Origin of the sequence: Gillisia sp. Hel_I_29, assembly GCF_000744275.1 — a bacterium.
Taxonomy (GTDB): Bacteria; Bacteroidota; Bacteroidia; order Flavobacteriales; family Flavobacteriaceae; genus Gillisia.
In genome coordinates, this window is the sequence record NZ_JQLP01000001.1 from 401325 (window position 1) to 424743 (window position 23419).

General features: G+C 35.7%; 25 protein-coding genes. 10 read left to right on the plus strand and 15 right to left on the minus strand.

The window, feature by feature from the left end; translation table 11 throughout:
• Positions 1-48: 48 nt before the first annotated feature.
• Complete coding sequence (locus P163_RS01875) at positions 49-501, plus strand: 6-pyruvoyl trahydropterin synthase family protein (protein WP_034887070.1); 453 nt, start codon at positions 49-51, stop codon at positions 499-501.
• A gap of 136 nt (positions 502-637) precedes the next feature.
• Positions 638-1396, plus strand: a complete 759-nt coding sequence (locus tag P163_RS01880; protein ID WP_034887071.1) for a UDP-2,3-diacylglucosamine diphosphatase — start codon at positions 638-640, stop codon at positions 1394-1396.
• Positions 1397-1440: 44 nt separating this feature from the next.
• On the opposite strand, the gene P163_RS01885 is transcribed toward P163_RS01880, so the two are convergent.
• The 5 genes from P163_RS01885 to P163_RS01905 form a co-directional block, all read right to left on the minus strand.
• Positions 1441-3513 carry a glycoside hydrolase family 97 protein gene (locus tag P163_RS01885; RefSeq protein ID WP_034887072.1) on the minus strand — a complete coding sequence of 691 codons (2073 nt, stop codon included), beginning with the start codon at positions 3511-3513 and terminating at the stop codon, positions 1441-1443.
• A gap of 85 nt (positions 3514-3598) precedes the next feature.
• A complete protein-coding gene (recJ, locus tag P163_RS01890) occupies positions 3599-5293 on the minus strand; it encodes a single-stranded-DNA-specific exonuclease RecJ (protein ID WP_034887073.1) in 1695 nt (564 codons plus the stop codon).
• Between the two features lie 191 nt (positions 5294-5484).
• Complete coding sequence (locus P163_RS01895) at positions 5485-6054, minus strand: uracil-DNA glycosylase family protein (RefSeq protein ID WP_034887074.1); 570 nt, start codon at positions 6052-6054, stop codon at positions 5485-5487.
• Entirely contained in the window at positions 6055-6726 is a 672-nt protein-coding gene (rsmI, locus tag P163_RS01900; protein WP_034887075.1) for a 16S rRNA (cytidine(1402)-2'-O)-methyltransferase, read from the minus strand.
• A 26-nt stretch (positions 6727-6752) separates the two neighbouring features.
• Positions 6753-7598, minus strand: coding sequence for a hypothetical protein (locus P163_RS01905; RefSeq protein ID WP_034887076.1), 846 nt, complete (start codon positions 7596-7598; stop codon positions 6753-6755).
• Positions 7599-7806: 208 nt separating this feature from the next.
• Here P163_RS01905 and P163_RS01910 point away from each other — a divergent pair, with 208 nt between their 5' ends.
• The 7 genes from P163_RS01910 (at position 7807) to P163_RS01940 (ending at position 14978) form a co-directional block, all read left to right on the plus strand.
• On the plus strand, positions 7807-8442 hold the full coding sequence (locus P163_RS01910; RefSeq protein ID WP_034887077.1) for a thymidine kinase: 636 nt from the start codon (positions 7807-7809) through the stop codon (positions 8440-8442).
• 3 nt (positions 8443-8445) lie between these two features.
• A complete protein-coding gene (alr, locus tag P163_RS01915) occupies positions 8446-9555 on the plus strand; it encodes an alanine racemase (RefSeq protein WP_034887078.1) in 1110 nt (369 codons plus the stop codon).
• 75 nt (positions 9556-9630) lie between these two features.
• Positions 9631-10056: a large conductance mechanosensitive channel protein MscL gene (mscL, locus tag P163_RS01920; RefSeq protein WP_034887079.1), complete on the plus strand. Its 426-nt coding sequence runs from the start codon at positions 9631-9633 to the stop codon at positions 10054-10056.
• Between the two features lies 1 nt (position 10057).
• Positions 10058-10306, plus strand: coding sequence for a hypothetical protein (locus tag P163_RS01925; protein ID WP_034887080.1), 249 nt, complete (start codon positions 10058-10060; stop codon positions 10304-10306).
• 184 nt (positions 10307-10490) lie between these two features.
• Positions 10491-11480 (plus strand): aspartate-semialdehyde dehydrogenase, encoded by a 990-nt coding sequence (locus tag P163_RS01930; protein WP_034887081.1) that lies wholly within the window; start codon positions 10491-10493, stop codon positions 11478-11480.
• Positions 11481-11726: 246 nt separating this feature from the next.
• Positions 11727-13889 carry a prolyl oligopeptidase family serine peptidase gene (locus P163_RS01935; protein ID WP_034887082.1) on the plus strand — a complete coding sequence of 721 codons (2163 nt, stop codon included), beginning with the start codon at positions 11727-11729 and terminating at the stop codon, positions 13887-13889.
• Between the two features lie 123 nt (positions 13890-14012).
• Positions 14013-14978 (plus strand): ABC transporter ATP-binding protein, encoded by a 966-nt coding sequence (locus P163_RS01940; RefSeq protein WP_034887083.1) that lies wholly within the window; start codon positions 14013-14015, stop codon positions 14976-14978.
• A 1-nt stretch (position 14979) separates the two neighbouring features.
• Here the strand turns inward: P163_RS01940 and P163_RS01945 are convergent, their stop codons facing one another.
• The 9 genes from P163_RS01945 to pdxA form a co-directional block, all read right to left on the minus strand.
• Positions 14980-15423, minus strand: a complete 444-nt coding sequence (locus P163_RS01945) for a transcription elongation factor (protein WP_034887084.1) — start codon at positions 15421-15423, stop codon at positions 14980-14982.
• Positions 15424-15441: 18 nt separating this feature from the next.
• Complete coding sequence (mtgA, locus tag P163_RS01950) at positions 15442-16110, minus strand: monofunctional biosynthetic peptidoglycan transglycosylase (RefSeq protein WP_034887085.1); 669 nt, start codon at positions 16108-16110, stop codon at positions 15442-15444.
• A 4-nt stretch (positions 16111-16114) separates the two neighbouring features.
• Positions 16115-17227 carry an NAD(P)/FAD-dependent oxidoreductase gene (locus P163_RS01955; RefSeq protein ID WP_034887086.1) on the minus strand — a complete coding sequence of 371 codons (1113 nt, stop codon included), beginning with the start codon at positions 17225-17227 and terminating at the stop codon, positions 16115-16117.
• Between the two features lie 278 nt (positions 17228-17505).
• On the minus strand, positions 17506-18858 hold the full coding sequence (gene accC / locus P163_RS01960) for an acetyl-CoA carboxylase biotin carboxylase subunit (RefSeq protein WP_034887087.1): 1353 nt from the start codon (positions 18856-18858) through the stop codon (positions 17506-17508).
• Positions 18859-18914: 56 nt separating this feature from the next.
• The gene (gene accB / locus P163_RS01965; RefSeq protein ID WP_034887089.1) at positions 18915-19418 is read right to left on the minus strand and encodes an acetyl-CoA carboxylase biotin carboxyl carrier protein; all 504 of its coding nucleotides are present in this window, start codon (positions 19416-19418) and stop codon (positions 18915-18917) included.
• 20 nt (positions 19419-19438) lie between these two features.
• A complete protein-coding gene (locus P163_RS01970) occupies positions 19439-20434 on the minus strand; it encodes a beta-ketoacyl-ACP synthase III (RefSeq protein WP_034887090.1) in 996 nt (331 codons plus the stop codon).
• Positions 20435-20605: 171 nt separating this feature from the next.
• Positions 20606-20803, minus strand: a complete 198-nt coding sequence (gene rpmF, locus P163_RS01975) for a 50S ribosomal protein L32 (protein WP_034887091.1) — start codon at positions 20801-20803, stop codon at positions 20606-20608.
• 9 nt (positions 20804-20812) lie between these two features.
• The gene (locus P163_RS01980; RefSeq protein WP_034887092.1) at positions 20813-21361 is read right to left on the minus strand and encodes a YceD family protein; all 549 of its coding nucleotides are present in this window, start codon (positions 21359-21361) and stop codon (positions 20813-20815) included.
• A 95-nt stretch (positions 21362-21456) separates the two neighbouring features.
• Positions 21457-22503 carry a 4-hydroxythreonine-4-phosphate dehydrogenase PdxA gene (gene pdxA / locus P163_RS01985; protein WP_034887094.1) on the minus strand — a complete coding sequence of 349 codons (1047 nt, stop codon included), beginning with the start codon at positions 22501-22503 and terminating at the stop codon, positions 21457-21459.
• A 59-nt stretch (positions 22504-22562) separates the two neighbouring features.
• Between pdxA and P163_RS01990 the strand changes: the two genes are divergently transcribed.
• Positions 22563-23150, plus strand: coding sequence for a riboflavin synthase (locus P163_RS01990; RefSeq protein ID WP_034887095.1), 588 nt, complete (start codon positions 22563-22565; stop codon positions 23148-23150).
• Here the strand turns inward: P163_RS01990 and P163_RS01995 are convergent.
• On the minus strand, positions 23134-23370 hold the full coding sequence (locus P163_RS01995) for a hypothetical protein (RefSeq protein ID WP_034887097.1): 237 nt from the start codon (positions 23368-23370) through the stop codon (positions 23134-23136). The genes P163_RS01990 and P163_RS01995 overlap by 17 nt on opposite strands.
• Positions 23371-23419: the final 49 nt, after the last annotated feature.

A 23419-nucleotide genomic window follows, 5' to 3' on the forward strand; every position in this document is an offset into this window, starting at 1 on the left:
TAAAATTTAAGCCGACAAAAACTATTATCTTTGCTGCAAATTTATAGTATGAGCAAGATCAGGATCACCAAGCAATTTTCTTTTGAAACAGGGCACGCATTATATGGATATGACGGGAAATGTAAGAATGTGCATGGCCATAGTTATAAGCTAAGCGTTACCGTAATTGGAACTCCAATTCTAGATACCAACAATGTTAAATACGGAATGGTGATAGATTTTGGAGATCTCAAAAAGATCGTGAAGTCTGAAATTGTAGACAAGTTTGATCATGCCACTGTTTTCAACAAAAATACTCCTCATGTAGAACTTGCAAAGGAGCTAGAAAACAGAGATCATAATGTGATCTTGGTAGACTACCAACCCACCAGTGAGAACATGGTGATAGATTTTGCAGAAAAGATCAAGAAAAATCTACCGGGTCATATTCAATTGCACTCGTTAAAACTTCAGGAAACAGACTCTTCTTTTGCAGAGTGGTATGCTTCAGATAATTCTTAGGGCGCATCCCTAAAGGGTCGGTCTGTTCGCTATATCCCCGATAAAAATCGGGGGATGTCGCTGCCATCCCTTGCGCACTTTCTTATAAGCATTCAAATACACCAAATTAATTATATTTACATCTCATTCTCATTTTATGAACATTCCAGCAGGAAAAAAAGTTTATTTCTCTAGCGATAATCACCTTGGCGCTCCCACACCGGAAGCCAGCAAATCTCGTGAAAAGAAGTTTGTAAAATGGCTGGATGAGATCAAAGAAGATGCAGCTGCAATTTTCTTATTAGGAGATCTTTTCGACTTCTGGTTTGAATATAAACACGTTGTTCCAAAGGGATTTGTACGAACTTTAGGAAAGTTAGCAGAAATTAGAGATAGTGGTATTCCAATTTATTTCTTTGTTGGAAATCACGACCTGTGGATGGATGATTATTTTGAAAAAGAATTGAACATCCCCGTGTATCACAAGCCAAAAAAGTTTGAATTCAACAATAAGAAATTCTTAGTTGGACATGGTGATGGGCTTGGACCTGGAGATCACGGTTATAAAAGAATGAAAAAGGTATTTACAAATCCAGTTTCTAAATGGTTCTACCGTTGGTTGCATCCAGATCTTGGAGTTCCGTTAGCGCAACATCTTTCTATCAAGAATAAATTAATATCGGGAGAAGAAGATCAGCAATTTTTAGGGGAAGAAGGAGAATGGTTAATTCAATACTGCCGCAGAAAATTAGAATCTCAGCATTATGATTATTTCTTGTTCGGGCATAGACATTTGCCTTTAGAGATAGAGCTCAACGAAACTTCAACCTATGTAAATACAGGAGATTGGATCAATTTCTATACCTATGCAGAATTTGACGGAAATGAATTAAGGCTGAAGAAACTCCAGCCTTAACTACTAATTTTCTTAAAGGACTGCCATTTCAGGCAATTTCAAGATTATTTATTCTTCATAAAACTTATCGCAGCTCCACCCCCAGCAGCTAACTTTAATTTTAAAGTGTCATTTTTAGTTACTTCAAATTTTCTAATATTTAAAGATGTTGGATTCTTATCCCAATGTGCATTTTTACCATCTTCATAAATAGTAGTTGTGTAGGTAGCTCCTTCCGCTAAGAAATTTAGATCTATGTCCAAGTCTCTAGCATTTTCATCTGTTATACTTCCTAAGAACCAATTATCGCTGTTCCTGTCTTCTCTGGCAATAGTTACAAAATCTCCTATTTCTCCGTTTAAGACTTCTGTCTTTTTCCAATCTGTAACTACATCTCTAATAAACTGGAATCCCGGCTGATTTTCATAATTTTCAGCTAGATCTGGTACCATTTGAATAGGGCTGTAAATTACTACATATAAAGCCAATTGTTGAGCAAGCGTAGTATTTACCTGATTGTTCGGCTTGTATTTATCAAATTTAATATCAAATATTCCCGGAGTAAAATCTATGGGGCCGGCAAGCATTCTGGTAAAAGCAACAATAGGTAAATGCTCCGGAGGGTTTCCTCCATCACTGGCCCACGCATTAAATTCTTGTCCGCGTAATCCTTCTCTTGAAATTATATTCGGATATGTTCTTCTTAATCCTGTTGCTTTTATTGGCTCATGTGCATTTACAGCAATTTGGTAATCTGCTGCTTTAATAGCTGCATTATTGTAATGATTTACCATCCATTGCCCGTGATGATATTCTCCCTTAGGAATGATCTTCCCTACATATCCAGATTTAACCACATGCATGTTATATTTCTTCATCAAAGCATAAGCGGTATCCATTTGCTTTTCATAAGTTCTTGGAGCTGCAGAAGTTTCGTGATGCATTACAATGCTCACTCCTTTTCTCTTACCATATCTTACCACCTCATCTAGATCATAATCTGAATACGGAGTTACAAAATCGAACACTCCTTCCCTGTCTTCAAAACCAATCCAATGTTCCCATCCAGTATTCCAACCTTCAACCAACATGGCTCCTATTCCATTTTTAGCAGAAAAATCAATCTTATCTTTTGCATTTTGAGTGGTAGCTCCGTGAATTCCAGAAGCCATATCCCAAGAATTTTTACCTAAGTGCATTTCCCACCAGATACCGGTATATTTTGTAGGCTTAAACCAGGAAACATCTTCCAGTTTATTTGGTTCATTTAAATTCAAGATCATTTTAGAGTCTATAAGTTGAGTTGCTTTTTCTGTGATCAAAATAGTTCTCCAAGGAGTATTAAATGGTGTAGCTCTTTTTACCTTATAACCCGTAATATCAGAACCTACCAACTCACTGCTAAGTTTAAAATTACTCGTATCTACTTTTAAGGTCATTCCTGCATAATCTATCAAGGCAGCTTCATGAAAACTTAAATAAAGTCCATTATCTGTTTTCATGGTTACTGGAGTTACCACAGCATTTTCAGGAATATAAGAATGCTTTCCTAAGTTCGGGTTATCTCTTAAAGTTGTTGCATTAATTTTTGAAACCTTCGAGGTATTATACAAATGCTCGTAAATATCCCAATCTCCTGGAATCCAGAATGCAGTATGGTCTCCTGTTAGGGCAAATTCTGTATTCTCATCTGTTATTACAACTTCATGTAGATTCTCCTGTTTTGGAAATTCATATCTAAAGCCAATTCCATCATTAAAAACTCTATAAACAATGGTAATTTTTCTTTTAAAATTTGAAGTTTCCTGTAGGCTCAGCTCTAGTTCATTATAATTATTCACCACCTTTAATTGCTCTCCCCATGGCATTTCCCAGGTTTCATTGAATGATGAATTTTGAACATCTGCTACTTTAAAATCTTTAGAGAGCGAAGGAGCGTCTTTAAGATCAAAGCTCATATAAGAAGTATCTATAACCTTGCTATCCTTATGATAGATAAAATAATAGGGTTCCCCTGCAGCATTGAGATTAAAAGAAACCTTTATAGTCCCATCTGGAGAATTTACTTTGTAATCATTTTTCTGAGCAGAAAGATTCAAAAATAACAGCAAAGCTGCTAGTGTAAAATTAAATTTCATTTTGATGATGTTTGGTGAGGTACTAAATTTCGGAAATTAAAGTGGAGCAAGTTAATTGATCCAGTTCTTAATTTCATTTTAACTTTTAATCGCTTATATCTTTTAATTTCAACTGAAGAGAAATATTACCATTCCATTCATTTTCGTCTATTGAATAGGCTGCTTTAAAAATTTGAGCATTAGTGATCAAATTACACTTAGGACCAAGATTAAAACCAATAGTATCTATAGACAATGGACTATTTCCTTGTTTAACTTTACACTTTAAGTGAAGGTCATCTGCACCTACACATTTCCCAAAGCCACTATCTTTTAAATTCTGAGTAAGAAATACCGGAGACATATTGCCCGGCCCATGCGGTGCAAATTGCTTTAAAATTCTATAGAATTTTGGAGTGATGTCTACCAAATTTAACTCGGTATCTATAGAAACTTCAGGAACCAACATATGTTTTTCTATAGTTGCCGCTACCACTTCCTCAAATTTTCGCTTAAAATTCTCATATTCAGATTCGTGAAGCGTAAGCCCTGCAGCATATTTATGACCTCCAAATTGTTCTATATGTTCGCTACACGCTTCCAAGGCGTCATAAACATCAAAACCTTTTACAGATCTTGCAGAAGCTGCCAATTTCTCTCCACTTTTAGTAAAGACCAAGGTAGGTCTATAATAGGTTTCTATTAAGCGGGAAGCTACAATTCCAATTACCCCTTTATGCCAATTCTCCTGATATACCACTGTTGTAAAGCGCTCCTTTTCTTCTGGATCTTCGATCTGAGCTAAAGCCTCTACTGTTATTGTTTTATCTGCGTTCTTTCTGTCTGAATTATAAGATTCTATTTCTGCTGCAAATTGTTTTGCAGTTTCTACATCATCCTCTACAAGCAAATTCACGGCATGTAATCCATGTTTCATTCTACCGGCAGCATTTATTCTTGGCGCGAGTATAAAGACAACATCCGTTATTGTAAGCGTTTCTTTTTTTACCTGATCTAATATTGCCTGAAACCCAACCCTTGGAGCGGTATTAATAACATGTAAACCATGGTAAGCCAGCACTCTATTTTCTCCGGTAATAGGAACTATATCTGCACCAATTGCAGTAGCTACTAGGTCTAAATAAGGCAAAAGAGTATCTAATGGATATTCTTGCTTTATCGCCCAAGCCTGCATTAATTTAAACCCTACCCCGCAACCACAAAGTTCTTTATACGGATATTCGCAGTCATCCCTCTTTGGATCTAATACAGCTACTGCTTTAGGGATTTCATTTCCGGGGCGGTGATGATCACATATTATAAAATCTACTCCCTTTTCTGAAGCATAGGCAACTTTATCTATGGCTTTAATTCCGCAGTCTAAGGCAATTATTAGTGTAATATCATTATCGGCAGCAAAATCAATTCCTTTATAAGAAACGCCATAACCTTCTTCATATCTATCCGGAATATAGGTTGCAACATTTGGATAAAAACTTTTCAAGAAAGATGAAAGTAACGCCACACTGGTAGTTCCATCTACATCATAGTCTCCAAAAACCATGATATTCTCACCATTTTCTATCGCCTTTTCAATTCGATCAATCGCCAGATCCATATCCTTCATTAAATAAGGATCATGAAGATCTTCTAAAGAAGGCCTGAAGAATTTCTTAGCCTCATCAAAAGTTTCTATTCCTCGCTGAACCAATAAAGAAGCAATAGGTTTTTCAACTCCAAGTTTTGAGGCAAGTTGAGAAACAGTTTCACTATCGGGTTTAGGTTTTAATGTCCAGCGCATAAATTCTTAAGATTTAAATTGATCACAAAGGTAATAGGACTCCTTAAATATAGCCTTGTTAGGGAAGGATACTAAAATATTAAAATTTTAGGGATCAATCGGCAGATCTATTTATTAAATAAACTAGTATTCAGTAATTTATAAATGAAATCATTAAAATTTCAATGAATCTGAATGGCTCTAGAAAATAATTATTTTAATATATCTGCAATCTTTTGCTGAAGTTGAGGTACAACGCTTTCTTCAAACCATGGATTTTTAGCTCGCCAAAATCTGTTTACCGGGGATGGATGTGGAACCACCCAATATTTGGGTAGATGCTCTTCAAAATCTGCTGCTTTTTGAGTAAGATTAGTTTTTTCTTCAGGAAGATAATAAGAAGAGGCATAAGAGCCTATGAGAATGATCAACTTTATATTCTGAAGTTCTGAAAATACCTGCTCATGCCATAGCGGCGCACATTCTTTTCTTGGAGGAAGATCTCCTGTCTTTCCTTTTCCGGGATAGCAAAATCCCATAGGTAATATGGCAAAGTTGGAAGTATTGAAGAAAGTGTTTTCATCTACACCGAGCCATTCCCTTAACTTTTTTCCGCTTTGATCTGTCCAGGCAATACCAGATTCATGCACTACTCTTCCCGGTGCCTGACTAACCAATAAAATCTTAGAATCTACAGAGGCTTCAATGATAGGCCTTGGGCCGCGGGGTAAATTTTTTACACAAACCTCACATTGCCTAATAGTGTTCAAAAGTTGTTGCATTTAAGCCTTCCCTTGTACCACAACCACTATTTCGCCTTTTGGAGGTTTATTGGTGTAATATTCTAAAACTTCTTTTGCAGTACCACGAATAGTTTCTTCGTGAAGTTTGGTTATCTCTCTGGAAACCGAGACTAGCCTGTTTTCCCCAAAATATTCTACAAATTGTGCTAAGCTCTTAATAAGCTTATGAGGAGATTCATAAAAGATGATGGTTCTATCTTCTTCTGCTAAAAGCTTTAATCTGGTTTGCCTACCTTTTTTGACAGGTAAGAAACCCTCAAACACAAACTTATCATTTGGGAAACCACTATTTACAAGCGCAGGTACAAATGCAGTAGCACCTGGCAAACAGTCTACTTCTATTCCCGCCTGTACGCAAGCTCGAGTTAATAAAAAACCTGGATCACTAATAGCAGGAGTTCCTGCATCGCTTATTAATGCAAAAGTTTCTCCACCCTGAATCCTTCTAACAATAGTTTCTACTGTTTTATGCTCATTATGCATATGATGACTATGCATAGGAGTGTTGATCTCGAAGTGTTTTAAAAGTTTACCGCTATTTCTGGTATCTTCTGCCAGGATATAGTCTACCTCTTTAAGAACTCTGATAGCCCTAAAGGTCATATCCTCAAGATTACCAATGGGTGTTGGCACTAAAAAAAGTTTTGCCATAAAATTGTTATTGGTCTGGTTGAGATCTAATGATTGAACTTATTTTCTACCAACTCCATGAATCGTTGCTCATGATCTTCTTTCCCTACCCATTTCTTATAATCTGGTTTTACTACCAACTGGATGAATTTTTTGGCCTCTTCTAAAGAATCAAAAGTATTTAATTGAGAGATCACTCTATTATAATCTGAAGCATTTCCATCAAACAAATGACGTATAAATGCTAGTCTTTCGTTCAATCCAATATTAATACCTTTTTTAAGTCTGTCATTTAAAGAGCGAGGACGTTCTTTTTCATTTTTCTTAACCGGTTCAAAACTTGGAAGATTATCGTAATCTACTCCTATATTTCTAAAATCTGTTTTATCGTGCTCTTTTGGAGCTTCTGTTCTATTAACGTCTGTTCTACCAACAGTTGTATTTCTAGACATCACATTGTTTAGCATTCTATCTACATTCTCCGTTTCTGGAGGCATTTGAGCTACAATGTCTTTTATCATTTCTGTATTTGGCTCTGTAATGGCTTCAGCATCATTATACTCTGTTCCATCAGGTAGATACTCATCTTTTTCTTCTGCTCTAACCTCTTCATGTATCGGTTCTGCTACTCTTGCAAAAACCTCTTTTTGCTCATGCTCCTCCTCGATTGGCGCTTTATATTCTGCTTCAACTATACCCGGCTCTTCTTGTTTATTTTCAGGTGAATTTGTTTCTTGAAATGAAGCTAAATTCTCTTCTGTAAAAGATAAAATGGTCAATTTTTCATATAGATCTTTAGCTAGATGCTTAAGATCTGTTGCAGATTGATAGGTATTATTTTCAAATATTTTCTTAGCCAATTGTTTCAATTCGGCTTCAAGTTTATTTTTCATCACAGGTTGTGTTTAAGTTAAGTAGAACAGTGTAAGCTTACAATTGCAATTATTTTACCAATTTATAAAACTACGTTTGTAATAAATTCTTGCTTCATAGTTCACAAAATTAGAGAACCTAGCCTTGAGGCAGGTTGTATTTTTAATAAATTTGTGTCAACTTTATGCGAAATAGGAACTATTCCTATTCGGCACTGAAAATTACAAAATGTTTCTCGAAAATACAGTAAATCACAAAGAGCAATTTGGATGGATTGAAGTAATCTGCGGCTCCATGTTTTCCGGTAAAACCGAAGAATTGATACGTAGATTAAAAAGAGCTCAATTTGCAAAACAAAAGGTAGAGATCTTTAAACCCGCAATAGACACAAGATATCACGAAGAAATGGTGGTGTCTCACGATTCTAACGAAATAAGATCTACACCTGTTCCCTCTGCTTCTAATATTAGATTACTGGCAGATGGTTGTGATGTGGTTGGAATAGATGAAGCTCAATTCTTTGATGATGAGATCGTAACGGTTTGTAATGATCTTGCCAACAGAGGAGTGCGGGTAATAGTTGCAGGACTAGATATGGATTTTAAAGGAAATCCGTTTGGGCCCATGCCTAATTTAATGGCCACCGCAGAATATGTAACTAAAGTTCATGCAGTATGTACAAGAACCGGAAATCTCGCACAATTTAGCTACAGAAAAGCAGTGAATGATGATCTTGTATTTCTTGGTGAAAATGAAGAATATGAGCCTTTAAGCAGAGGTGCTTATTATAAAGCAATGCTTAAAGAACGCATAAAAAATATTCCTGTAAACAGCGCTCAACCTATAGATCCTAAAAAACATTAGATTTTGACAAATAAAACGAGAGAAACAACCCTTGAGATAGATCTAGGGGCATTGGCTCATAATTATAAATATTTACGTTCTAAAACTCCCAAAGATGTAAAATTCATGGCAGTGGTAAAAGCCTATGGCTATGGAAGTAAAGCAGAAGTAATCTCTCAAAAATTAAGTGAACTTGGTGTAGATTATTTTGCGGTGGCATATACTTACGAAGGTATTTCTTTACGTAAGGCAGGAATAGAGAATTCTATTCTAGTATTACATCCGCAATCTGTAAATTTTGAAGAAGTAATTGATCATTGTTTGGAACCTAGTGTGTATAGCCATTTTGTATTAACAGAATTCATACAGACGGCAGAAAGATTAGGATTAAAAGATTACCCTGTTCATCTAAAACTGAATACAGGCCTGAACAGACTTGGTTTCGACGAAGTAGAATTGGATGAGGTTTTAACGTTACTTTCCCAAACAAGTGCTATAAAAGTAAAAGGCATCTTCTCTCATTTAGCAGCAAGTGAAGTCTGGAAAGAACGAGAATTCACTTTAGGGCAGATCAATAAATTTAGAAATATGGCACACAAGCTCGTAGAAGCTTTAGGTTACAGACCTTTATTACATCTATGCAATACATCCGGAATTATGAATTATCCTGAAGCTGCTCATGATATGGTTAGAAGTGGTATTGGCCTTTATGGATTTGGAAATGATAGTGAAGTCTCTAAACACCTAAAGCCAATAGGAACCTTAAAAACTATAATCTCTCAAATTCATAATATTGAACCAGGAGAATCTGTGGGATATAATAGAGCATTTATCGCTTCAGATAAAACAAAGATCGCCGTATTGCCTATAGGTCATGCAGATGGAATAAATCGCCAGTATGGAAATGGAAAAGCAGGGGTAATTGTTAATGGTAAGTATGCACCTATTATCGGAAATGTGTGTATGGATATGTTAATGATAAATATCACCGGGATTGATTGTACAGATGGAGATGAAGTAATTATATTTGGAGGACCTCAACCGGCTACAGATTTTGCTGAAACAGGAAATACGATCTCTTACGAACTTATTACCGGAATTTCTCAGCGCGTTAAGAGAGTGATAATTCAGTAATTATAAAAAGAAAGTTAGCACAGCTTTTAATTTTTTAGCTAAATTGCTTACAAACTAACTATTTAACTAACATATATGGCTTTTTTTCAGGATTTCAAAGCCTTCTTAATGAAGAAGGATATAGTTGCGCTTGCTACTGCTGTAGTAATTGGTGCTGCTTTTAATAAAGTAATAGCATCTGTAGTGGCAGATATTTTTATGCCTATTATTGGAGTATTAACCGGGGGTGCAGATTTCTCTCAGAAATTTATTTCTTTAGACGGCACTAAATATGCAACGCTAGAAGCTGCTCAAGAAGCTGAAGCTGCTGTGCTAACATATGGAAATCTTATTCAGGCAATTATCTACTTTATTTTAGTAGGACTTTTTGTATTCTTATTTTTAAGAGCTTATGAAAAGACTAAGAAAAAGGAAGAAGAAGCTGCTCCAGCGCCAAAAGGACCAACCCAAGAAGAATTGTTGATTGAAATTCGTGATGAGCTGAAAAAGCAAAACTCTTAAAATGAAAAATATCTACTTTTATTACTTTGCTATCATAACACCATTGGTTCTAATGATCTTCTTTTTGAGAATGTTCAATACTAACTCTTTGGTTTTTGTAAGCTTTCTCTTTACATATACTTTAATTTACAGAACTTATATAGATGGTCTGAGACTTGTAAGTAAGGGAGTGATTGAAAAAAATGAAATTTGGAAAATGTTCTATAGAGGACTAAGAGTTGAACATTTCAAAGAGTTATATCTAAAATAAAGAAGTACGCTTACCGCTACACTACATATTTTAACAACCAAACCCCGTGAAAGCGGGGTATTTTTTTACACAAAAATTAGAATTGTGTTTAATTTAAAGATGTAGTTATAAATTATGTGATTTCTAGATGCCTAGATTATTTCATGTAATATACCTTTGCATTCAGTTTATTAAAATAGTTCATATGAAAATTGCAGTAGTTGGAGCCACCGGAATGGTAGGAAATATTATACTAAAAGTTTTAGAAGAAAGAAATTTTGAAGTCACTGAGCTTTATCCTGTTGCTTCAGAAAAATCTGTGGGCACAGAGATCAGTTTCAGAAATAAAAAATACAAAGTTATTGGCCTTGAAGAAGCGGTAAGTTTAACACCAGATCTTGCATTATTTTCTGCAGGAGGAGATACATCTTTAGAATGGGCGCCTAAGTTTGCTGAGGTTGGAACTACAGTTATCGACAATTCTTCTGCATGGAGAATGCATCCAAATAAGAAATTGATCATCCCGGAGATCAATGCCAATGAGTTGAGCAAAGAAGATAAGATTATTGCCAATCCAAACTGTTCTACCATCCAAATGCTAATGGCTTTAAAGCCACTACACGATGCGTACAAGATTAAAAGAGTTGTAGTTTCTACGTATCAGTCTATTACTGGCACTGGAGTAAAGGCGGTAAAGCAATTAGAAAACGAATATAAAGAGGAAAAAGGCGAAATGGCTTATCCGTATCCAATTCATAGAAACGCTATTCCTCATTGCGATGTGTTTATGGACAATGGATACACCAAAGAAGAAATGAAATTGGTGAACGAAACCAAAAAGATCCTTGGAGATGATAGCGTAAATGTTTCGGCAACCGCTATTAGAATTCCAGTTGTTGGAGGGCATAGCGAATCGGTAAACGTTCAATTTGAAAATGATTTCGATGAAAATGACGTTAGAAAGTTATTGAATGATTTTCCTGGAGTTACTGTACAGGACAATCCCTCTGTAAATACGTATCCGATGCCTATTTATGCGGAAGGAAAAGATGATGTGTTTGTGGGTAGAATACGAAGAGATTATTCGCAACCAAATACTTTGAATATGTGGATAGTTGCAGATAACTTAAGAAAAGGAGCCGCTACCAATGCTGTGCAAATTGCTGAATATTTGGTGAGTCACAATTTGGTTTAATCTCAAAATGAAAACCTTCTGTCACATCGAGCGGAGCCGAGATGTCTTAACCCTTCGACTCCGCTCGATGTGACAATTCAATACAAAAGATCAAAAATAAAATCTAAATGCCTGTAAGATTTCAACTTATGGGCATTTTGTATTAAATTTAAAGACGATTTAATTTCAATAATATAAAATGATCTTAGTAAGAATTTAATTCAGATACACATTGCGTCAATACTACGAATCAAAAAATATCAACATATGAAGAATAAATTACAATTACTGTCGATATGTTTAATGCTAGCCGCTCCCTTTACAAATGCACAGGAGCATGATAAAAATCATACTAACGACAAATCAACAAATTTGAAATATCCACAAACTAAAAAAGTAGATACGGTAACAGATTATTTTGGAACCAAAGTAAAAGACCCATATCGTTGGCTGGAAGATGATAGAAGTGAAGCTACAGAGAACTGGGTAAAGGCCGAAAATGAAGTCACCTTTAATTATTTAGAAAAAATTCCTTATCGCAAAAATTTGAATGAGCGTTTAACCAAGCTCTGGAATTACGAAAAACTTGGCGCTCCTTTTACCGAAGGTGACTATATCTATTTTTATAAGAATGATGGGTTGCAAAATCAGTATGTAGTTTATCGCAAAAAAGGAGATGATGGAGAAGCGGAAGTTTTTCTGGATCCGAATAAATTTAGTGAAGACGGAACTACTTCTTTAAGTGGAATGACGTTTTCTAAAAGCGGTAAAAAAGCAGCTTATAGTATTTCTGAAGGTGGAAGCGATTGGAGAAAGATCTTGATCTTAAATGCAGAAACTCGCGAAATCACAGAAGACACTTTAAGAGATGTGAAGTTCAGTGGAATTTCTTGGAGAGGCGACGAAGGATTTTACTATTCTAGTTATGAAAAGCCTGAAGGAAGTGAGCTTTCAGCAAAAACAGATCAGCATCGGTTATTCTATCATAAATTAGGTACTAATCAAAAAGATGATAAATTGGTTTTTGGAGCTACTGCAGCCCAAAAACATCGGTATGTAGGTGGAAGTGTTTCAGAAGATAATAATTACTTGTATATCTCTGCTCGAAATTCTACATCTGGCGGGAAATTATTCATGATGGATCTTACCAAAGACAATCCAGAATTGATCACTATTCTAGACAATGAGGAAACAGATTCTTATGTAATGGAAAATGATGGTTCTAAACTTTTCATTTTCACTAATAAAGATGCTCCTAATGGAAGAATAGTAACAGCAGATGCTTCTAATCCAACTCCAGAAAATTGGAAAGATTTTATTCCTGAAACCAAAAACGTACTTACCCCTTCTACGGGAGGTGGTTACTTTTTTGCCAATTATATGGTAGATGCAGTTTCTAAAGTAAAACAGTTTGATTATGACGGGAAATTGGTTCGAGAAATTGAACTTCCGGGAATTGGTTCTGCAGGAGGTTTTGGTGCTAAAAAAGAAGAAAAAGTATTGTACTATTCTTTTACTAATTACGTAACTCCGGGTAGTATTTACAAATATGAGATCACAGAGGGAGAATCTGAATTATATAATAAACCAGATATAGACTTTGACCCTTCAGCGTATGAAAGCAAGCAGATTTTCTTTACATCAAAAGATGGAACTAAAGTCCCAATGATCATCACTTATAAAAAAGGAGTAAAATTAGATGGTAAAAATCCAACTATACTTTATGGTTATGGCGGATTCAATATTAGCTTAACGCCTTCATTTAGCATTGCCAACGCAGTTTGGATGGAACAAGGTGGTGTTTATGCGGTACCTAATTTAAGAGGTGGTGGAGAATATGGAAAAGAGTGGCATGATGCAGGGATCAAAATGAAAAAGCAAAATGTGTTTGATGATTTTATAGCGGCAGCTCAATATCTAATCGATAATAAATATACTTCAAGCGACTATTTAGCCGTAAGAGGTGGGTCTAACGGAGGATTATTGGTTGGGGCAACAATGACGCAACGTCCAGATCTTATGAAAGTAGCATTACCTGCCGTAGGTGTTATGGATATGTTGAGATACCACACCTTTACAGCAGGAGCCGGATGGGCTTATGATTATGGAACTTCCGAAGACAGCAAAGAAATGTTTGATTACATCTACGCTTATTCTCCTGTTCATAATGTAAAAAAGGGAACTAAATATCCGGCAACTATGGTAACTACCGGAGATCATGATGATAGAGTAGTACCTGCACACTCTTTTAAATTTGCTGCAGAATTACAAGAAAAACAAGCGGGAGATGCACCTGTTCTTATTAGAATTGAAACCAAAGCTGGTCATGGAGCGGGGAAACCAACAGCTATGATCATAGAGGAATATGCAGATATATTTGCTTTTACCCTTTACAATATGGGTTTCAAAAGTTTGCCGAATAAGATGTAAACTATTGAATTTTAGTTGAATTAATAGATTTAGAAAGACCTCTGAAATAACTTCAGGGGTCTTTTTCTTTGTAGAGAGCTTAAAAAGTTTATCTTAAATTTATCACCTATTAAAACTGCTTCTATGCTTCAATTGAAAAATGTTTCTTTTTCTTATGATAAAACTCCAATTTTAAAGAATATCAACTTAAAAATAGAAAAAGGTCAAAATGTTTCAATTATAGGAGCCAGCGGATGTGGAAAAAGCACCTTGCTTCAGCTCATTTATGGGTTGCATCATACAGACGGAATTATTACTTGGAATGGAAAAGAGCTTTTAGGTCCTACTTTTAATCTGGTTCCCGGAGAAGATTTTATAAAATACCTTGCGCAAGATTTTGATCTGATGCCTCCATTAAGTGTTCAGGAAAATGTGGGAAAATATCTTAGCAACATGTATCCTGTCAAAAAAAAGCGCAGGATCAAAGAATTGTTGGGTGTGGTAGAAATGCAAGATATGGCCAATGTAAAAGCCAGCAAATTAAGCGGTGGACAGCAACAAAGGGTAGCACTTGCCAGAGCTTTAGCAAACGAACCTGAACTTATTTTATTAGATGAGCCTTTTAGCCATATAGACCATTTTAGAAAGAATAATTTGAGGAGAAGACTCTTTGCTTACCTAAAAGAAAAGAATATTACTTGCATTATAGCCACTCACGATAGCACAGATGCGCTTTCTTTTGCAGATGAAACCATTGTGCTGAAGAATACCAAAATTCACGCTAAGGACGCTCCTTTTAATTTATATCAACATCCAAAAGATAAATATGTGGCTTCACTTTTTGGGGATGTGAACGAGATCCATTTAAATCAATTCTCTCCAGATGCTAATAGTAAAAAGAAGATCTTACTATATCCAGATGAGATCAAAATTTCTAAATCTTCCAAGCTGAAAGTAAAAGTTTTGAAAAGCTATTTTAAAGGAAATGCATATTTAATTAAAGTAGCTCTTTCCGGACAAACTATCTTTTTTGAAAATGCTTCGGCATTAGAAACAAATGAGATCGTCGGAATTAAGGTTTCTGAAGCTATTATTGCAAAACGAAGTTAGATTAGAAAATATCTAAGATCTTATTTTCTTTCCCGTTGAAACTAAAGTTTTCACTTACAGCTTTTCCCATTAAAGTTTGCGCCATAGGAGAATTTACACCAATAGCATAAAATTTTTCTTTCCCTGAATTTATCTCGCCAGCAGGAATTGCTAAGAAATAATTTGCTGCAGAAGTTTTTACCGCACTACCTAGTTGAACCGTAGTTGAACCTTTTCTAATTCTTGCCATTTCCAGCGTAGCCTGAAGCTTCTTAAATTGCTGAAGTTGCACCGAAAGTTTATTCACTTCCGTATTTATCATTTCTCTACTAGTTTCGTATTTATCTCCAGCGCTGCTCTTGGTTTCATTTTGAAGCGCCTCATTAAGATCTTCTAAAGAAGACTGAATTCTATTAATTCTTTCCTCTAAATAATCCTTACAAGCAGTAAATAATTTTTCTTTCAATCTTTAAATTTTAAGAGCCTAATTTAAATTAAAAGGACCATGATTATTCATTTGGCGCACTATCCAAGATTTCCTTCCTTGTATATAGCTACTTGCAGGATTTGCTCTGTACAGTCTTGGATTTGGTAAAATTGCAGCAATTGCCGCAGCTTCATAAGCCGAAAGTTTAGCAGCGGGTTTTTTAAACCATAATTGAGAAGCTGCTTCTGCTCCATAAACTCCTTTTCCCATTTCTATACTGTTAAGATAGACTTCTAAGATGCGTTCTTTACTCCACAAGGTTTCTATCAAAAAAGTGAAATAAACTTCCATTCCTTTTCTAAACCAGTTTCTGTTTGGCCATAAAAACACATTCTTAGCAGTTTGTTGAGAAATGGTACTCGCACCTCGTACTCTCTTTCCTGTTTTATTTCTTTCAATAGCTTTTTCAATAGCTTTCATATCAAAGCCACTATGATTTAAAAAGTTTTGATCTTCACTGGAGATCACCGCCAATTGTAAATGAGGAGAAATAGATTCTATAGGCACCCAATCATGCTTTATTTCTTCTGAAGGATTTTCAAAATATCTAATAGCCATTAAAGAAGTAAATGGCACCGGAACCCATTTGTATAGTAAGACTATAAATAAACTAAATAGAAATAACCATCCAATAAGTCTCAAGAAAAATTTAAATATTCGTTTCATATAATTAAGATATCTCTGCTAATTCTTTACCAATCAAACTTCCAATTGCTACGCCCATTCCGCCTAAACGCACCCCGCAACTAACCTTGTCTGACATTTTTTTTACGATCACTATTTTTTGATCTCCAACGCCCATTACTCCGCTCCATCTTTGCTCTATTTCCACAGTTTCATTCGGCAATATGGTCTCTTTTAGAAGTTGTTCTAATCTATTCTGAATAAGATCTGTTTGTACCAATTCTGTGGTTTCTTCTCCTTTAAGATCTAAATTTCTACCACCACCTAACAAGATTCTATTATTTATATTTCTGAAATAATAATAGCCTTTATCCAAATGGAAAGTTCCCTTGATATTTAAATTCTTGATAGGTTTAGTGATCAATACCTGAGCTCTTGCAGGTTTCACATGTTCGATTCCAAGTTTAGAAGCAAAACCGTTGGTAGCGATCACTAATTTTAGCGTATCAAATTCGAAATGATCTGTCTTAACTTTTACTGAAGTATTGCTTTCTGAATACTCCAAAACATTCACATTATTCAAGATCTTTATTCCGGCAACCTGCACCTTATGTAAAAGTGCTTCCATCATTTTTCCGGTGTTGATTTGCCCTTCAAATTGATTGAAAATAAGCGAATTTTCAACATTCTTAAAGTTGAAATTGTTGCTGCCTTCGCTAAAAACTGCATCTTTAAATACAGGCTTTAATAATTTGTTGACAGCACCCATTTTAGAGATACATTCTTGAAAGAGTTCTTTGTCTTGAGGCAAGAAAAGTTCATATCCGCCCCAAGGTTTGTAGCCAATAGTTTTATCTCCTAAGTTTTCACGAAGTAGTTGTAAACCTGCTATCCTTTTTTTAATCAATTCTAAAACTTCGTCTTCAGAATGTGATTTTAAATCGTCAAGAATTTCAGAAAGACTACCAAAACATGCAAAACCTGCATTTTTAGTACTTGCGCCGTTGGGCAACATTCCTCTTTCTAAAACCAGAATAGTTGCTTTTGGATGTTGGGCTTTAAGATGCAAAGCCGCATTAAGGCCTACAATACCACTGCCAACAATGGTGTAATCTATATTGGAAAGCCAGGATTTATACTCCCAGTAAGAAAGATTCATCAATACTATTTAAGAGATGAAAATTACATAAAGTTTTGCAGAATATTAATGTTATAAAAATTTCTGAGATTTATTTTATAAATGGTAGACTTCTATTTTTCTTTCGAAGTGACAATCTATAGCGCAATAGAACTGCAGATTGAAAGTAGCATTTGGGTTAGGGATAGCAGCGGTAGCTCCCAAGACCTTTTGGGATTGGGACTACAAGCGAATAGCCCGACCGCTCTTTTGGGAGCGGAAACCCCATAAAAAAACCCCGATTGCTCGAGGTTTTAGTTTTAATCTTGTTTGATAGGATCCATTTTCCAGGACTCCATAAACTTGGTAGTATAATTTCCTTCCACATAATCTGGATGATCCATTAGTTGTCTATGGAAAGGGATGGTAGTTTTTATACCTTCAATTACAAACTCATCTAGAGCACGCTTCATTTTATTGATAGCTTCTTCTCTGGTTTGAGCGGTAGTGATCAATTTTGCGATCATAGAATCATAGTTTGGAGGAATAGAATATCCGCTATAAACGTGCGTATCTATTCGTACTCCATGACCTCCAGGTGCATGTAAATTGGTGATCTTTCCTGGAGAAGGTCTAAAATCGTGATAAGGATCTTCTGCATTAATTCTACACTCTATAGAGTGCAGTTGCGGGAAGTAGTTCTTACCAGATAATGGAATTCCTGCAGCAACCATGATCTGTTCTCTTATAAGATCATAATCTATTACTTGCTCTGTAATTGGGTGTTCTACCTGGATACGCGTATTCATCTCCATAAAGTAGAAGTTTCTATGCTTATCTACCAGAAATTCTACAGTTCCTGCTCCTTCGTATTTGATGTATTCTGCAGCTTTTACCGCAGCATCTCCCATTTCTTTTCTGAGCTTATCTGTCATGAAAGGAGATGGAGTTTCTTCTGTAAGCTTTTGGTGTCTACGTTGGATAGAGCAATCTCTTTCTGAAAGGTGACAGGCTTTACCTGTGCTGTCTCCTACCACTTGAATCTCGATATGACGAGGTTCCAAGATCAATTTCTCCATGTACATCCCATCGTTTCCAAAAGCAGCACCTGCTTCCTGACGGGCAGAATCCCATGCAGCTTGCAAATTTTCTTCTTTAAGAACGGCTCTCATCCCCTTACCACCACCACCGGCGGTAGCTTTAAGCATTACAGGGAAGCCCATTCCTTTTGCAGTTTTTAAACAATCTGCATAATCTTTAAGCAATCCGTCAGATCCTGGGATACAAGGTACTCCTGCTGCAAGCATAGTGGCGCGAGCAGAAGCTTTATCTCCCATTTTATCGATCATATCTGGACTAGCTCCAATGAATTTGATATTATGTTCTTGGCAGATCTTAGAAAATTTAGAATTTTCTGATAAGAATCCATATCCAGGGTGAATTGCATCTGCATTAGTGATCTCTGCAGCAGCAATGATATTGGAAATCTTTAAATAAGATAAATTACTTGGTGGAGGTCCAATACAAACAGCTTCATCTGCAAAACGTACGTGAAGACTTTCTGCGTCTGCTGTAGAATAAACCGCCACGGTTTTGATTCCCATTTCTCTACAGGTTCTAATAACACGTAGTGCTATTTCCCCTCTATTGGCAATTAATATTTTTTTAAACATACCTTTATATTTTTTACTGAAACAGTAAAATTAAATTCTTGAAGAACGGGTAGTATCTAAGATGGATCTACTAAAAATAATGGTTGATCAAATTCTACTGGAGAAGAATCATCCACCAATACTTTAACTATTTTTCCAGAAACTTCACTTTCTATCTCATTGAACAATTTCATTGCTTCAATAACACAAAGTACATCTCCTTCTTTAATGGTATCTCCCACTTCTACAAAAACATCTTTATCTGGAGATGGTTTTCTATAGAAGGTTCCAATAATTGGAGACTTTACAGTTACATAGTTAGAATTGTCGTCTCCCTGAGGAGCTGAAGATTCTTGAGCCGGAGCTGCCTGAGATTGCTCTTGTTGAGCTGGTGCCTGCGATTGTTGCATTGGCATTTGCTGCATTTGGCCACCCATAGGCATTTGTTGCATATAGGTATGCTCTTTTTCTTCGGATCCTGTTTTAATGGTAATCTTTACATCGTCCATTTCAAGTTTTACCTCACTAGCACCTGACTTAGCTACAAACTTGATTAAATTCTGAATTTCTTTTAAATCCATAATATTAGATTGTTGGTTTATTAAGAATTATAGGCCCATTTTAGATAGATAGATCCCCATGTGAATCCACCTCCAAATGTGGCAAAGATAATATTATCTCCTTTTTTCAACTTACTTTCGAAATCGTTAAGTAATAACGGAAGGGTTGCAGAGGTTGTATTTCCGTAACGTTCAATATTCATAAGCACTTTTTCGTCTTCCAATTTCATGCGATTGGAAGTGGCACTCACAATTCTTTGATTAGCTTGATGCGCTACCAACCAATTTACATTTTTATTGGTTAGATTGTTACGTTTCATGATCTGTTCACTAACATCGGCCATATTGGAAACAGCGTATTTAAATACTGTTTTACCATCTTGGGTAACATAGTGAAGCTTTTTAGCAACGGTATCTTCAGTTGGTGGCAATAAAGATCCACCAGCTTCAATTCTAAGTGATTTTCTACCTATCCCGTCACTTCGTAATATTTCATCTTGAAAGCCAAGACCTTCGTAATTTGGTTCAAAAAGTGCTGCTCCTGCTCCATCTCCAAAGATGATACAGGTAGTTCTATCTGTATAATCTATAATAGATGACATTTTATCTGCACCTATTACAAGAACTTTTTTATATCTCCCAGATTCTATATAGGCACTCGCTGTAGACATTCCATAAAGAAATCCTGAACATGCGGCCTGTAGATCATAAGCAAAAGCATTAGTTGCTCCAATTTCTGTTGCCACGTGTACTGCGGTAGCAGCCACAGGCATATCTGGAGAAACGGTGGCTAAAATTACCAGATCGATCTCTTTAGGATCTATGTTTTTTTTATCTATAAGATTTTGGGCAGCCATAATGGCTAGGTAGGAAGTCCCTTTAGAAGGGTCTTTAAGGATACGGCGCTCTTTAATTCCTGTTCGGCTAACAATCCACTCTTCATTGGTATCAACCATTTTTTCTAACATCTTATTGGTTAAGATATCATCAGGGACGTAGGCACCTACAGCTGTGATCGCTGCTGTGATTTTATTCATAAAAATCGAATTTTACACACCAAATTTCAGAAAATTTCTGAAATCTAGGTAGAGAAATGTACTAAATTTTCCTTGAACGGGGGTGTAAATTAAGGCCTTTTTAGGACTTATTCAACTTAAAAGAAAAAACTCCCACCTAGTGAGAGTTTTCAAATAAAGTTTAGCTCTTAATTATGCTTCTACTTCTTCAGTGTTGTCAATCAACACGTGACCTCTGTAGTATAATTTACCTTCATGCCAATGCGCTCTATGGTAAATGTGCGCTTCTCCTGTGGTAGGATCTTTGGCAATTTGTGGAACAGAAGCCTTATAATGGGTTCTTCTCTTGTCTCTTCTGGTTTTAGAGGTTTTTCTCTTAGGATGTGCCATTGCTACGTATTATTTATCGTTTAATAAGTTTTTTAATTTATTCCAGCGGGGATCGATATCTTCCCCATTCTCATTTTCATCAATATCTTTAGCCTCTTTAGGGCTTAATTCTTCTAATTTCTTGAGTACTTCAGACTCTAAAGATCCATCTGCAACTCCGGGATGAATTCTTTTTAATGGAACAGAGAGAACAACAAGCTCATATATATATTGAGCTACATTTATCTGATACTCCCCATGTGGCAATATCAATATCTCTTCATTATCATCATTAAATTCATCTCCAAACTTTACTACCAACCTAAGATCCCCGTTAATTGGCTGATCGTAAGGCTCATTAGTAAGATCGCAGTTTACGTTTACAACACCTTCCGCATGAAAATTTAATTCCATCATAGTAGGCGTTTTGTCAAACAGCAGATCAACCTTTAAATTGACGCTGTTAAACTCTTCGTATTCAAAATCTTCAAAGAACTCTTTATCCAATTGGTACTCAAACTCATGCTTACCTGGTTTCAATCCTACAAACGGAATTGAAAACGCTGCTAATTTCCTCATAACATAATCTATTTCGAGCGTTTGCCCTCCGGAAAAGGCAGGTGCAAAGATATAAAATATAATGAATTAACGCTTCGTTATAAACAAATTTTTGTTTATATCTTTTTACTTTGCTTTTTCAAGGGATTCTTTGTTAGTTTTTTATACTCACTACGAGTATTAAATATCTCAATAGCTTTAAAAACTGCCTCTTTAAAAGAATTGATATTTGCACAGTCTTTCCCGGCAATTTCAAAGGCAGTACCATGATCTGGAGAGGTTCTAACTTTGTTAAGACCTGCGGTAAAATTTACACCTTCCCCAAAAGATAAGGTTTTAAAAGGTATTAAGCCTTGATCATGATAGGAAGCTATAACAGCATCAAAATTCATATGGTTTTTAGAACCGAAAAAGCTATCTGCTGCATAAGGACCATAAACTAAGGACCCCTTCTCTCTAATCTTCTCTAACGTTGGCTTTAAAACCTCTTCGTCTTCTTTTCCAATAAGCCCGTTATCTCCACTATGAGGATTTATTCCTAACACAGCTATTTTTGGCTTTGAAACTCTAAAATCTTGCTGAAGTGTTTTTTGAATGATATTGATCTTCTTTTCTATAAGCTCTGGGGTAATTACCTCTGCAATATCTTTTAAAGGCACATGATCTGTTAAAAGACCCACCTTTAAATTATCTGAAATCATAAACATTAAACTATTTCCCTGCAATTCTTTGGCAAGATAATCTGTATGCCCAGGAAAATTAAAGGTTTCAGACTGTATTGTATTCTTATTGATAGGGGCTGTTACTAAAACATCAATTTCATCATTCTTTAAAGCTTTGGTAGCAGCCTCTAAAGATAGGAAGGCATACTTCCCAATCTTAGGATCTTCTGCTCCAAAATCTATAGCTACGTTTTCTTTCCAAACGTTTACCACATTTATCTTTCCATCTATAGCCTGAGAAACCTCATCTATACCTTGAAAATTAAGCGATAAATTAAAGTGTTTCTTTAAAAAACTTAGCGTTTTTACAGAAGCAAAAATAATAGGAGTGCAAAAATCCAGCATTCTAGAATCATCAAAAGTCTTTAAGACGATCTCGCCTCCAATACCATTTAGATCTCCAATACTAATTCCTAATTTGATCTTTTGAACAGACTTCATAATCAATCCCCTTTTTTATTTCTATTTTTACCACACAAATGTAAGAATAATCCACACATATGTTTACCGGAATTGTAGAAGAACTAGGAGAAATTGAAGAAGTAACCCGTGAGAAGGACAATCTCCATCTTAGCATTAAGGCTAAAATGACTTCTGAACTTAAAATAGATCAAAGTGTATCCCACAATGGCATCTGCCTTACAGTGGTTTCTATTAAAGATAATACCTACACCGTAACTGCCATAAAAGAAACCATAGCAAAAACCAGTCTTGGTAATTGGCTAAAAGGGGATCTTGTAAATTTGGAAAGAGGCATGAAGCTGGGTGCAAGATTAGATGGACATATTGTGCAAGGCCATGTAGACCAAGTTGGAACATGCAAGAGTGTTGAAGAAAGCAATGGAAGCTGGGTTTATACCTTTACTTATGACCCTACATTAACCAACATCACAATAGAGAAAGGATCTATTACCGTAAATGGTGTTAGTTTAACGGTAGTAAATTCTAAATTGAATGAATTTAGTGTGGCTATTATTCCATATACCTATGAGCATACAACCTTCAAATTATTGAAAGAGGGAACTATTGTTAACTTAGAGTTTGATGTGATTGGCAAATACGTGAAAAGAATTACAGAACTTTCTTAGTAGCTTTTCGGAAGACTACTATATAAATACCTAAACTAAAACCTGCCAATAGCAATACAGGAAGGTGGTCATCTATAGGTAGACCAACCGGAGGTGGAGGACCTCCAGGACCTCCATCCACCATCTGAGGCGGAGGGGGATTTATTTGCGAAAATCCAATGAATGGCAATAATACTATTGCCAAAAAGAGAACTAGGGAAGAAATCTTTTTACAATTCATAATTTCGTCTAAAGTATTACATTAATCTTATCCAGCAAAAATTTTCAAG